At 34.6% G+C, this 13,410-nt stretch carries 10 protein-coding genes; 1 reads left to right on the plus strand and 9 read right to left on the minus strand.

The genetic code is table 11. The features are described from left to right. Window positions 1-82 precede the first annotated feature (82 nt). From EV196_RS11855 to EV196_RS11895, 9 genes are all read right to left on the minus strand, one after another. On the minus strand, window positions 83-1,267 hold the full coding sequence (locus tag EV196_RS11855; protein WP_132217975.1) for a PNGase F N-terminal domain-containing protein: 1,185 nt from the start codon (window positions 1,265-1,267) through the stop codon (window positions 83-85). Then, a complete protein-coding gene (locus EV196_RS11860; RefSeq protein WP_132217976.1) occupies window positions 1,264-3,489 on the minus strand; it encodes a GH92 family glycosyl hydrolase in 2,226 nt (741 codons plus the stop codon). The genes EV196_RS11855 and EV196_RS11860 overlap by 4 nt, the downstream gene beginning before the upstream one ends. Next, window positions 3,490-4,512, minus strand: coding sequence for a N(4)-(beta-N-acetylglucosaminyl)-L-asparaginase (locus EV196_RS11865; RefSeq protein WP_132217977.1), 1,023 nt, complete (start codon window positions 4,510-4,512; stop codon window positions 3,490-3,492). Window positions 4,513-4,673: 161 nt separating this feature from the next. Beyond that, window positions 4,674-5,786, minus strand: a complete 1,113-nt coding sequence (locus tag EV196_RS11870; protein WP_132217978.1) for a family 10 glycosylhydrolase — start codon at window positions 5,784-5,786, stop codon at window positions 4,674-4,676. Between the two features lie 7 nt (window positions 5,787-5,793). Beyond that, window positions 5,794-6,864, minus strand: coding sequence for a carbohydrate-binding family 9-like protein (locus EV196_RS11875; RefSeq protein ID WP_132217979.1), 1,071 nt, complete (start codon window positions 6,862-6,864; stop codon window positions 5,794-5,796). 8 nt (window positions 6,865-6,872) lie between these two features. Beyond that, on the minus strand, window positions 6,873-7,838 hold the full coding sequence (locus EV196_RS11880; RefSeq protein ID WP_132217980.1) for a glycoside hydrolase family 130 protein: 966 nt from the start codon (window positions 7,836-7,838) through the stop codon (window positions 6,873-6,875). 11 nt (window positions 7,839-7,849) lie between these two features. Then, window positions 7,850-8,059 carry a hypothetical protein gene (locus tag EV196_RS11885; protein WP_132217981.1) on the minus strand — a complete coding sequence of 70 codons (210 nt, stop codon included), beginning with the start codon at window positions 8,057-8,059 and terminating at the stop codon, window positions 7,850-7,852. A 2-nt stretch (window positions 8,060-8,061) separates the two neighbouring features. Beyond that, window positions 8,062-9,939: a sodium:solute symporter family protein gene (locus EV196_RS11890; RefSeq protein ID WP_132217982.1), complete on the minus strand. Its 1,878-nt coding sequence runs from the start codon at window positions 9,937-9,939 to the stop codon at window positions 8,062-8,064. 20 nt (window positions 9,940-9,959) lie between these two features. Continuing rightward, on the minus strand, window positions 9,960-12,242 hold the full coding sequence (locus EV196_RS11895) for a GH92 family glycosyl hydrolase (protein ID WP_394343245.1): 2,283 nt from the start codon (window positions 12,240-12,242) through the stop codon (window positions 9,960-9,962). Between the two features lie 90 nt (window positions 12,243-12,332). Here EV196_RS11895 and EV196_RS11900 point away from each other — a divergent pair, with 90 nt between their 5' ends. After that, entirely contained in the window at window positions 12,333-13,391 is a 1,059-nt protein-coding gene (locus tag EV196_RS11900; RefSeq protein WP_132217983.1) for a sensor histidine kinase, read from the plus strand. Window positions 13,392-13,410: the final 19 nt, after the last annotated feature.

The raw sequence follows: 13,410 nt of genomic DNA on the forward strand, positions 1-13,410 counted from the left end.
TGTTGGTTAAAAAATTCACTTTTTCGGTTCCCATTTATGCTTTTAATGTACCAGAATTGATAAATTTAATATTATACAACAATCAATCTTCATAAGTAATATATGCTGAAACCAACCAATGGTTTGATTTGTCCTTTTCTGCTTTAGTAGCCGGAATAGAAATTTTTAATGTTTGATTTCCAGATTTTAAATCTCCTAAGTCAACAACATAAGGTTCTACTTTGGAACCTGGACACCAATTTGATCTTGACAAATCAGAGGATGCTAAACGTTCTTCAATTTCTTTTACTTGATATGTTTTTGTATTACGATCCATATAAGCCGTGGAGTCTTTTTTTAACCAAACTCCAGAGGTCGGGTTAAATCTTCTAAACGACGCACAGTCATCACGCCACGGAATGGTATCTAAAACCAATTTATTATTAATATAAACGCTATTTTTTATTTTAATGAATTCATCGCCGCCACTATGCCCACCATGACCCGTGGTTATATAATGTAATTTTGCGTTTTTAAGATTCTTTTTCAATTCAAACGTATAATCCAGAGGGCCATCAGCAAAAAAATACGGTAATCCTTGTCCTTTTACGTAGCTAATCGTGTTTACTAAAGGAATAACCTGAGTCGTTTTTCTGGGTCTGTTTGAATAGGATAAACTCAAATCTATAATGTAACCTTCTTTAACCCAAGAATCAATCCAAACACCAATATAAAACGTTCCTGTAACGATACTTTCAAGATCTGAGATATCTTGATTCCAAACCACTTCATTTTCCCATTTAGGAATATACACGGGTTTTCTGTGCTTCCCTTCTTCGTTGCTATAAAACCCAACTCCAAAAGGTGTCATAAATCGTAATAATTCAACAACAGGTTTATAGTCTTCAGTAGCTAAAACACCTCCATGTTTCTCACTCATAAAAGAGGCTTCTGGAAACTTTTCTTCGTCTTTTGAAACATCTATTATGGATATTTGATTAGGGTCTGTAACCACAAAACACGACCCTGATTTATCCCATCTATCGCCATTTGATTTTAAAGTTAGTTTGATAGAAACATCCGTTCCTTTAGGAAATTTTGGAACGGTTACTTTTTTTAAAACCACTCTTCCTCCTTGAAGCCTTATAACATCGGGATCTTGATTGGGGTCTGCTTTTCCGAAATTGATTATCTGATTTTTAAAAATGATTTTTTTGGAAGTATTTTGAGAAACTACCTTTTGATTTGTAATTAGAATTAGAAACAAAAAGATTAATCTGATGTTCATTTTAAATTGATTTTTAATTTCGACCCTTTTACTAAATCTGAATGGTTTATAAAGTAACTTTTATGAATTTTATCATCCAACCAAATTTCACTAATCACCCCTTCTTTATTGCCTGTTTTTTCAGTAACTAATTCTTTTCCTTGATAATAATTAGAATCTAGAGTTATAATTATTTTATCGAATACTGGAGTTGTTATCGTGTAAATTGGTTCGCCGGGAACTATAGGATAAATACCCATCATACTATAAATTAACCAAGCGGACATGGTTCCTGTGTCATCATTTCCTGGAAGTCCTGCTGGCTTATTTTGAAAGTATTCCTTTATCAATTTAGTAACCATTTTTTGTGTTCGCCATTCTTCACCTTTTACATAGTTGAACAAATAAGGATAAGCGATGTCTGGTTCGTTAGCCATATCAAATTGATTGGTATCAAACACTTTTTGTAATTGTGCACTAAACGCTTTTGGTCCGCCCATTAATTTCATTAACCCATTAATGTCGTGCGACACCATAAAGGCATATTGCCATGCATTGCCTTCAATAAAGCCAATGTTTTTGGTGAAATTGGCACCTGCTAAAGGGTCAAATGGCTCGTAAAATGTGCCATCATTATTTCGGGGACGTAAGAGTTTTAAATTTTTATCGAACAATGCTCTGTATGAAATGGCGCGTTTTGAAAATCGTTTGTAATCTTCTTTTTTATTTAATGCTTTTGCTAATAATGCTATTGAAAAATCGGTCGTATTGTATTCTTGTGTGGTAGAAACGGAGCCTTCTTGTTCTGTGGTTAAATAGCCTTTTTCTATATAGGTTTTTATTCCAGGTCGTAACGGATTATTTTCTAGTGCATCAGCGCTCTTAACCATAGCTTGGTATGCCTTTTCAATATCAAAATCCTGAATACCTTTTAAATAGGTATCGGTTAATATGATACCCGCTGGGTCGCCTACCATTGTGGTTGTTTCGGTAGCGTTTAGTTCCCATTTGGGCAACCAGCCACTTTCATCATAAATATCCAACATGCTTTTTACCATGTCTGACTGCTGCCTAGGATACACTAATGACATCAGCGCATGAAGGTTTCTATACGTATCCCAAAAAGAGAATACTGTAAACCGGGTCCCTGCTGTTTTTAGAGTCTCGCGCGTTGCCATTTTTGGATAATCGCCATTATAATCATTAAGAATATTTGGGTGAATTAACGTGTGATACAAGGCCGTATAAAATATGGTTTTATCATCTTCTGTTCCGCCTTCCACTTTAATTTTTGACAAGTTTTCGTTCCAAGAAGATGCTGTTTGATTATAAATTTCTTCAAACGATAAATCGTGTGTTTCCTTTTCTAAATTTTCTCTTGCATTTTGGATACTTACATACGACACGCCCACTTTCACTTCTATTTGCGTAGGTTTTTCAAAAGTATAGCTAAAATAACTTCCAATGCTATCGCCTAAAACCTCTTTACGATAGCCTTCCAACAATCTTGTTTTACCATTATAAGACATCCATTTTGCTTCTTCACCTTTGTATGTACTGGGTGTTTTCCAAACTCCAAAAACATCCGCTGGTTTACTAAATTTCGCAACAAAATAAACAGGATATGCTTCTTCTGGTTTGTAATAACAAAACGACCCAACTGTTCTCATTCCCTCAATTTCGGTGGAGGATACAATTTTAATAGACGCGCCTTCTTCATTGGTTAAACCTAAACCTAGATTTAATAAGATATTGGATTTTCCTTTAGGAAACGAATATCTGGAAACACCCGTTCTTGTTGTTGCTGTGGTTTCTACTTTTATATTGTACTTATTTAAAACCGAGCTGTAATAACCTGCTTTTGCTGATTCATTGGAATATGTAGAACCGTATTTTAAATGATTGGTTTCAACATTTCCAGTGGTTGGCATGAGTAAAATAACACCCAAATCTGGACAGCCAACACCACTTAAATTAACATGCGAAAAGCCCGTTAAAAACGTATTTTCATTCACGTATGGGTTGGACAACCACCGACTGTCCTTTTCTAAAATATTTTGTTTTCCTGCTACGTTAAAAGGTGACACACTTACCATGCCTCTTGGCGCAATGGCACCGGGGTTGGTAGCTCCATAATTAGACGTTCCTATAAACGGGTTTACATACGTAGCATACTCTTGAGCTGCTACGTACGAAACACTTGAACAAAACAAAATTAAAAACAAAATGACTTTTCTATACATTTATTTATCTTCTTTCGACATTTTTGAACTTGCAGATTCCATTCTATTTCCCTTTTCATCATCGCAAACAGCATAATTAAAACCTGGTCTTATACTGTAACCAGCATGCTCACCATTTTTATTAACCGCTATAAAACCCACTTGCAAGTATGCCATGTCTTTGTGGTTTTTATGTTTATTATAAATACGCTCCACAATTTCTTTACACGCTTCATGGGGTGATTTTCCTTGTCGCATAAGTTCTACTACCATGGCGCTTCCTGCGGTTCTTATAACCGCTTCACCTAAACCTGTTGCAGCTGCTGCACCAACTTCGTTATCTAGAAAAAGACCAGCTCCAATAATAGGAGAATCGCCAACACGACCATGCATTTTCCAAGCAGCACCACTCGTGGTACAACCGCCTGATAAATTGCCTTCTTCATCTAAAACCAACATACTAATGGTATCGTGGTTTTCAATATTTATGATTGGCTTATATTTTGAATTTTCTAACCACTTTTCCCAAGCCAACTTGGATTTTTCAGTTAGCAAATTTTCTTCTTTAAAACCTTCAGAAAGTGCAAATTGCAAAGCGCCTTCACCAGTAAGCATAACGTGCGGCGTGTTCTCTAATACTTTTTGCGCCACAGCAATGGGGTGTTTAATGCCTTGTAGAAAAGACACCGCACCACAATCGCTATTTTTATCCATAACGCAGGCATCCAACGTTACTTTACCCTCTCTATCGGGTAAACCACCATAACCTACGCTTCTCACTTCTGGGTCTGCTTCGGGAATACCAACACCAGCCACAATAGCATCCAAAGTAGACGCTCCGTTTTTTAATTGGTTCCAAGCTTCTTCATTGGCAGGTAAACCATGATTCCATGTTGAAATTATCAATGGTTTTTTTATTGGTTTTTTTGGAACTACTTTTTGAGTTGAAGTGACTACGTTTGCATGTGAAGCACAGGAAAATAACGCACTAAGTCCGACAGATCCTAATGCTGCTTTTTTTATAAATTTTCTTCTATCTGACATATTGCTATTACATAAAAAACTACTGAGTACATGACAAAAATAAAAAAGTATCACATTGAGTGCAATCGAAATACTTTTGAAAACGATATCTCTATTGTCTTCGACTGCGCTCAGACTGATACCTGAATAAATAATCAATTTTTGTCATATACTAAAAACTGTTATTCTTTTGAAGTTTTAATTACTTCAAATTGTTCATCAGTCATATGATAATCATCAAAAAACGCAACGCCTTTCGCGCCATTATCTTTTGCCATTTGGATGGCTTCGTTTAATTCGGCACTAGTCAATTTTGGCGTGTATAAACCTGTATGCAATTCTGTTGACTTACCTTCCAAATCATCAATTCCTTGTTTAGTTGCATAACCAATCCAATCTAATTCTTCATTGTAAAAGTTATAATAAATCATTGGCAACACCATATCAACTTTCCATTTATCCCAACGTTGGCGCACCATGTGGTCTGCCATTTCTGGGTACGGAAATACGGCGGCACTTAATTTTTTGTTGTGTTTATGAACCATATCATAAGCCTCAGCAACCAACGATTTTATTTCGTTTAAACGGAAATTTTTCCACTCCATATCAATCGCTGGGTTTTCCATTTCTCGCGGATTTTTATGGTGTATTGCCATAAATTTTTCGACACTAGCATCCGAATAATCGAAATCGTAATCCGGTAACTCTTCTTCTTGTTTTAAATCATATTTCGGCAATAAACCAATGGGCAAATACACGTCTGGGTAACGAATATAATCTAAATGGACGCTGGTTACACCTTCAACCTCTGCTAAACCTTCCACCAAACTTAAAATGTGTTTTCTAGCTTCAGGGTGACTTGGTGATAACCATTGGTAATACCCCACGTATGGTCTTTCATCTTTATTAAAACAAGATTTTCCGCTACGGCTAACCATGTACCATTCTGGGTGTTGTAACGCTATGGAATCTCCTGGTCTGTTCGTTGTAAACATCCACGCATGCACTTCTAAACCAGCCGCTTTTGCTAATGGCGTGACTCTTTTTAATAATTTTGGATCTGCACCGGTATTGATTAAAACCGCATCTATACCATTGCTTTTCAATTTATTGAAATGAGCTGTGAATTCTGAATCTGATTTTTTATTCCCAACCGTAATCCAATTCCAATATTTGAAACTTGGTTCTATCACATTTGATGCTTCACTTTCGGTTATTTCCTTAGATTTTACTTTCGTATTGCATGACACAAAAATCAGAGCAAGTGAAAAAAAGGCTATTTTTAATAATTTCATACTTAATTTATTTTGATATGAATTTTCCATCTTCTTTAACAATCAATAGTTTATTTGTAAATGGGCTTTGAATGGATACATTAAAACCCGTTTTATGATTTTCTAATTTAGGAATTATTGTTTTTCCTTCGACTTTTATGTCCGATTTTGTTAAGCTATCCATTGAAGTTAAATAGCTACCATGTTCTTTAAAATGAGCGTTTTGCTTGCGATACAGTTTGTACAATTCCCATTTAATTTTTTCATCTTTAGAAATTTGGAAACTATCTAAATCACCAACTGGTTTTGAAGAAAAATACACATAGCCCCATTTTTCAGGTTCGTGCATATTGATAACGCCCATGGGCGACCACACCCAGTTGTATTCGTGTAAAAATTTGCCGTTTGCACCCTTTTTTCTTTCGTATTTACCATCGGTAATTTGAAAATCCCAATTAACACGAGAAAAATTCACTCTCCAAAATGTATCGGTTGGTACATTTTTTTGGAAATATCCTGTTTTATAAGCTGACCACGGAATAGCCATTTCTAAAGTCCAGCCTGCATCTACATCGTTTGGATTGTTGATGGTTCCATGTACTTTTACTGCCGATTTTAATCCTGTAATATTCCAATCGTTTAATACTATGTTTTCATCGCGATATGGTTTCGAAACAAATAAATCCCACGCCGTATTTAAGGCATTGATTTCTAATTCGTAATAATTATGAGTATCGCCATCAGGGTCTATAAATACCTCAAAATCATTGTTATAAAAAATAATAGTGTCGCGTTTTGTTAAATTTGCCCAAACATGAGGTTCTTCCATTTTTGCCAAAATGTAAAAATAAGTATCGTCCCATAGCATTTTTACTTGGGTTTTGTACTTGGGCTGTTTTACGCCTTCAATATCGATAAAAGGGTTTGACCATTGGGTTTTATTCCAAGAACTATCGGAATCTTCACCATCAATTTTAATGGTTTCAGAAGTTTTATAGGCAATATAGCTTTTCGGCATTATTTCAATATTAGATTGCGAACAACCCAAGGCTGAAATGCCTCCAAATAATGTTATTAAGAATTTAAGTTTTAAACTCATTTTAACCTTTATAAGCTATTGTTTTTTGTAAATTCTACTACCTCACTAAGTTTTCCGAAAGCCAAAGCTACCACAGTATCTGCTGCCCCATAATAAACTGCTAGTTTATCTTCTTCAGTATCGTGCAATGCCGCACATGGAAATACCACATTAGGCACATCACCAACTTGTTCGTATAACTCCGCTGGCCCTAATAAATAAGGTTGCGTTCTATATTTCACTTTATCAGGTTCATTTTCTTCTAAAAGCGCGGAACCCATCGCATATCGAAATCCGTTACAAGTATTTATTACTCCATGATAAATCATGAGCCAACCTTCGTTTGTTAGAATAGGAATGGGGCCTGCTCCAATTTTTGTGCATTGCCACGCACTATCTGCAAAATTTGAGGCTTTCATAACGCAACGGTGCTCGCCCCAGTATTTCATATCTGGACTGAAACTAACGTAAATATCGCCAAAAGGTGTATGCCCATTATCACTCGGTCTGCTTAACATGGCGTATTTTCCATTTATTTTCTTCGGAAATAACACCCCATTTCTATTAAAAGGAAGAAAAGCATTTTCACACTGAAAAAATTCTTTAAAATCGAATGTGTATCCAATACCAATAGTTGGTCCGTGATACCCATTACACCAAGTTATCCAATAGCGGTCTTCAATAAAAACAACTCGGGGGTCGTATTTATAATCGGATTGAATCATGTCGGTATTTCCTGCTTTCATCTGTATAGGTTCGTGCTCGATATCCCAATTAATGCCATCTTTACTAAAACCAGCAAAAATATTCATTTGTACCGCTTTATTATCACATCTAAAAACACCTGCAAATCCATCTTTAAAAGGTACAACGGCACTATTAAAAACACTATTAGATGTTGGTATAGCATACCTGTCAATTATAGGGTTTTCACTATAACGCCACATCACATCATTACAATTTTCTGGCTTATCTTGCCATGGCATATTACTCATATTCTTACTTCTTATTTTTTGTGTTTTATAATTCTATCTAACCATGTGTATTTTAAAATAACCGAAGTTATTATAAATACAGCGAAAGTTATAAATGTTTTTGGGTAATCTTGTGAAGCAAAAAATATTGGCAACAAAATCATACTCGATTGCCATATAATAAAGACCATGAAACTTAACTTTTCTGGTTTATCTTGATAGATTATCCCGATTGTTTTCATTCTTAATCTTTGTATTTTTTCACTTTATCTAACCACGTGTATTTTAAAATAACCGAAGTTAAAATAAATACCACTAACGCCATCCCTGTTTTAGGATAATCCCGTATCATAAAATAAATTGGCAATAAAATCATACTCGATTGCCAAATAATACCAATGATACAATTTAACATGTCCATGCTAAAATCTGTGTTTTTAGTAACACTTTCGTCTTCGACTTTTAACGCTTTATAAACAGGACTCCACCAACCCCAAGGTCGTACGTTTTTATAAAAACTTTTTAAAGTTTCAATATGGGTTGCTGGGGTTAAAAGGGTTCCTAAAAACGATCCTAATAACGATACAATAAAAATAACGGGGAAAATATAAATAGCTGGAATTTGGGCAATTTCGTATAAACTTGAACCGACTTCAAAATTAGCTTTATTTTGATCCAATAAAAACTGTAATGTTGCAACAATTAATCCTGATGTCATTCCCCAAAAATAGCCCCAACCATTAAAACGCCACCATATCCATTTTAAAAAATTTGCTGCTACATAACCACCATATAAGGCACTCGTAATCCATAATGTGATGGAGTTAATAGATTCTGCAAAGAAGCCCATAATTACCCCTAATATAACCACCACAAAAGAAGCCACATGACTTACTCTTATATAGTGCTGACTTGTTGCAGATGGTTTGAAATATTTTTTATAAATATCATTTACAATATATGCAGGACTTGAATTTACAAACGCAGAAAACGTAGACATAAATGCCGCTAAAAGACCTGCTAGCAATAACCCTTTTATTCCCACAGGCACATGATTATTAATGACTTTTGGCAAAATAATTTCTAAATCGGCTAAACTTAATTCGTTTGATATAGCCATAGAAGGTGCTAAATAAGCGAGTGCCAATACCACAACACCACCAATGAGTAGGTATCGAGGAATAAAAAGAATTAGGTTCGTAAAACCACTCATATAGGCAGCTTCTTTAACCGACTTTGTAGATAAAATACGTTGCATATCGTAACTTGGTGTTGGACCTGCAATACTTGCGAAGAAGCCTTTAAATAGCGACATCCCAATGAGTGCTCCAAACATTTTATAACCCTGCGTATCAATCAAATTATTAAATGCTTCATATTTTCCCACCCAACCGCCTTTTAGCTCCATATCAAAGAAAATATTGCTCCATTCTGCTGTTATAATACTGTTTATCTGTACATCAGAAACCGTAATAAAGGCATAAACTGCTATTAATATGCCTGCAATTACCATAATACCATATTGTAATACTTCGGTAGCTACCACCGAAAACATACCACCTTTAACTGTATATATAGTGGTTAAAAGAATAATTAGCAATGCATAACTTTGATCGGATGTTAAAACGACATTGTTATTGAAAACACATGTTAAATCCCATGGAAGAATAATGGTCATGAATTTTCCAACACCTTCAAAAAAATAAGCTATAAAACCAATAGACGCTATAACTGCAAAAATGGCAACAATAAGATGCGATGCTCTACCTGCTTTATCATCACCAAAACGGGTTAAAATCCATTCTGAACCAGTCATTATATTTGATCGACGAATCCATGCCGCTAAAAAAATCATAATGAAAATTTGATTCCAAATAGGCCACATCCACATAAACATAAAACTCTTGGCTCCATATAAAAACAAGATCCCTACCATCCAAGCAGTTCCTGATACATCGAACATACCGGAACCATTGCTTAAACCCAAGTAGTACCATTTGATACTCTTTCCGCCAAGGAAATAATAATCCAATCCTTTTGATGCTTTTTTAGACACCCAAATACCAACACCCAGTGTTAAAATTATATAAAGCGCTATTATTAAAACATCTATTAAATTCATTATTGGTTGATGGTTGTTGGTTAATGGTTATTGGTTCCCCAGTTTTTATTTGGAGTATTGCCCATATCAAAATGAAGTGTACCACCACTTAAAATTGTTTTATGGGAAAGCGTAGTTTGATTAAATAAAGTACCATTTAATGTTGCAGACTGGATATATATATTTTTATCGGAAACATTTTCTGCTTTAATAGTGAATGTTTTTTTGTTCGGAACTGTTATAATAGATTTTTCAAAAACAGGACTTCCTATTTCGTACTCAGTTGACGCTGGATTTAATGGATATAAACCTATGGAGCTTAATACATACCAAGCACTCATTTGTCCACAATCTTCGTTTCCACTTAAACCATTTGGTGTTGTATTGTATTGCGTTTTTAAAATATAGTTCGACCAATATTGTGTACGCCAAGGCTTATTTGCATGATTGAATAAGTAGGCTATATGATGACTTGGTTCATTTCCGTGCGCATATTGCCCAATTAAACCAGAAATATCGGCAGACACATTGCTACCTGTAATTTCTGAACTTTCTGTAAAAAGTTGTTCTAATCTATCTGTAAAAACAGCGTTGCTACCATGTAATTTTATAAAATCTTCTACATTATGTGGTACAAACCAACTGTGTTGCCACGCATTCCCTTCGGTATAATCGGTATGTTCTCTATGGTTAGAATATTTAGCATCAAAAGGTTCATGCCATGAAACACCATCTTCGTGTTTACCGCGCATAAAACCTGTTTTATTATCAAATAGATATTGATATGCTTTGGAACGGTTTAAAAAGAATTTATAATCATCTTCCTTTCCTAATGCTTGTGCCATTTGGGCAACACACCAGTCGTTATAAGCATATTCGAGCGTAATGGTAACCGATTCATCTAACAAATTATAAGGAATATATCCGTATTTTTTATAATGATTTAAACCACGCTCATCTTGCATCATGGTGGTTTTCATCGCTTCATAGGCTTTTTCAGCATCAAAACCTTTAATGCCTTTTAAATAAGCTTCCACAATAACCGGAATGGAATGATACCCCGTCATGGTATTGGTTTCGTTGCCATAAAGTGTCCAAACAGGCAATATGTCTTTCGTATTATAATACTCAAGCATCGTGTTTACCATGTCGGACACGTTATCGGCTGCTATTAATGTAAGTAATGGGTGTTCAGCTCTAAACGTATCCCACAGTGAGAGTGTGGAATATGCGGTATAGTTACTTGCCGTTACTATACTATCATTTTCTTTTCTAAATTGGCCGTTTTTATCACTGAATGTAACGGGTGCCAATTGTGAATGATACATCGCGGTATAAAAAATGGTTTTTAAAGAATCGACTGATGTTTCAACTTTTATTTTAGATAAAGCTTCGTTCCAAGTGTTTTCTGCTTGGGTTTTTACTGCTTCAAAATCGAATCCGCCTTCATCTAAATTATCTTTTGCATTTTCTATACTTACCGATGATAAGGCCACTTTCACCAGTAATTCATTCCCTTCCTTTTCATTAAAAAAGAATTGCGCCGCAGTTTTAATCGCAACCTCATCTATACTTTCAACCACTTTTTCATCTTGAACTAAACTATATTCCACTATTGGTTTAGAAAACTTAGCTACAAAAAATACTTTTTGATTTTTTGCCCATCCTGTGCTAAAACGGTAACCCGATACCGTATAATCGTCTTCTACCTGAATACCTGTATTTGTAGCTTTGTCCCAATTAATGCCAAAACCTAAATCGATTACAACCGACTGTTTTTCTACTTCTTTATATGTGTACTTATGAAATGCCGTTCTAAGCGATGTTGTTAACTCGACATTGACGTTATGGTCTTCCAGAAAAACTTGATAATATCCTGGGCTTGCTTTCTCATTTGAATGACTATATGCCGATTTATAAGGAAGTGAATCGCGGTTTGCAGGCATGATTGTTAAATCGACCTCTTTGTTAATTGGCATAAATAGTACATCGGCCAAATCGCCAATACCCGTGCCGCTTAAACTTAAATGACTAAAACCAATCGCAATAGAATCGGAGTAATGATATCCCGAACACCAATCCCAATCGCTTATACCATTCACAGGGCTTACTTGCAGCATTCCAAATGGCACCGTGGCGCCTGGGTAAGTATGACCATGCCCGCCCGTACCAATAAACGGATTTACATATTTTGTTAAAAATTGTGCTTCGGTATTCTTTTTACTAATATTTTTGTTACAACTAACTGCAAAAATTACAAGAAGAAAAAGTAGTAGTACGTGTTTCATTTGATTAATTAGCATATTGATTTTATAAATTTTCATAAATTTAGTTATTAATGAAAGAAATTTAGACGGACAACATGTAAACGCAGTTAAACACCAGAAAAATAAACGCCAAACAATTTTCTTACAATGAAATTCAACTCTAAACAGGGCTACAAAGTATCCATAATTCATCATGTTATATTTTGGGCTATTTATTTTCTCTTCAATGTGTTTAAATGGGGAAGTTATTTTGATGATTATTTATACTCTTTTAAAACCAATTTGTTCGGTTTTCCTATTCATATGGCACTATGTTATTTTAACATTTACTTTCTTATGCCAAATTTTGTATTTAAAAAAAGGTATTTATCGTTTGTGGTTTTAATTTTATCTGCCATTTTTGTTATGGTGATTGTAAAATTCAATCTTACTTATTATTTAGTTAGTAATAATGTTTGGCCAGAAGGCCCTGTACCAACAGACAGATTAACGCTTAATTATACCATAGATATGATGATAGGCGAGCTTTACGTTGTAACCTTTGTAACCGCCATTAAAATAACCTTAGATTTTTTAAAAGAACATAAACGAGTGGCCGATTTAGAAAAAGCACAGCTAGAAACCGAACTCCTGTTTTTAAAAACCCAAATATCGCCTCACTTCTTTTTTAACACCTTGAACAACATATATTCTTTGGCGGTTGAAAATTCAAAAAAAACACCAAAAATTATTTTAAAGTTATCGGAATTGATGCGCTATCTTTTATACGACACAGCAAACAAACGCCAAACTTTAGAAAACGAAATACTTTGCATTCAAAACTATATAGATTTAGAACGTATTCGGCATAATGATGAATTAGAAGTAAACATGTCTATTTCTGGCGATATACAAGATAAAGAAATAGCCCCTATATTACTTTTATCGTTTATAGAAAACGCCTTTAAACATGGCGCACATAAAAACATTGGAAAAGTTAAAATAGACATAAGCTTAATATTTAGAAAAGAATTTCTTTACTTTAGAATTTCAAATCCTATGCCTTTAATTACAGAACACGAAGAGCGCTTTGGTCAATCAAGTGGTATAGGTTTAGAAAATGTAAAAAAGAGGCTAGCCTTAGGCTATAAAAAAAGTGATTATAAACTTATCATTAAAAATGACAAAAGTATGTTTGTTGTGAAACTTAAAATAAAAGTGTCATAAATTTGATGCTTGATTTTTT

It is taken from the genome of Mariniflexile fucanivorans (assembly GCF_004341235.1).
Lineage (GTDB): Bacteria > Bacteroidota > Bacteroidia > Flavobacteriales > Flavobacteriaceae > Mariniflexile > Mariniflexile fucanivorans.

Bases quoted from the DNA above. Each gene is read 5' to 3' on its own strand.
- EV196_RS11855 (WP_132217975.1), bottom strand. From the start codon at position 1,267: ATGAACATCAGATTAATCTTTTTGTTTCTAATTCTAATTACAAATCAA.
- EV196_RS11860 (WP_132217976.1), bottom strand. From the start codon at position 3,489: ATGTATAGAAAAGTCATTTTGTTTTTAATTTTGTTTTGTTCAAGTGTT.
- EV196_RS11865 (WP_132217977.1), bottom strand. From the start codon at position 4,512: ATGTCAGATAGAAGAAAATTTATAAAAAAAGCAGCATTAGGATCTGTC.
- EV196_RS11870 (WP_132217978.1), bottom strand. From the start codon at position 5,786: ATGAAATTATTAAAAATAGCCTTTTTTTCACTTGCTCTGATTTTTGTG.
- EV196_RS11875 (WP_132217979.1), bottom strand. From the start codon at position 6,864: ATGAGTTTAAAACTTAAATTCTTAATAACATTATTTGGAGGCATTTCA.
- EV196_RS11880 (WP_132217980.1), bottom strand. From the start codon at position 7,838: ATGAGTAATATGCCATGGCAAGATAAGCCAGAAAATTGTAATGATGTG.
- EV196_RS11885 (WP_132217981.1), bottom strand. From the start codon at position 8,059: ATGAAAACAATCGGGATAATCTATCAAGATAAACCAGAAAAGTTAAGT.
- EV196_RS11890 (WP_132217982.1), bottom strand. From the start codon at position 9,939: ATGAATTTAATAGATGTTTTAATAATAGCGCTTTATATAATTTTAACA.
- EV196_RS11895 (WP_394343245.1), bottom strand. From the start codon at position 12,242: ATGAAAATTTATAAAATCAATATGCTAATTAATCAAATGAAACACGTA.
- EV196_RS11900 (WP_132217983.1), top strand. From the start codon at position 12,333: ATGAAATTCAACTCTAAACAGGGCTACAAAGTATCCATAATTCATCAT.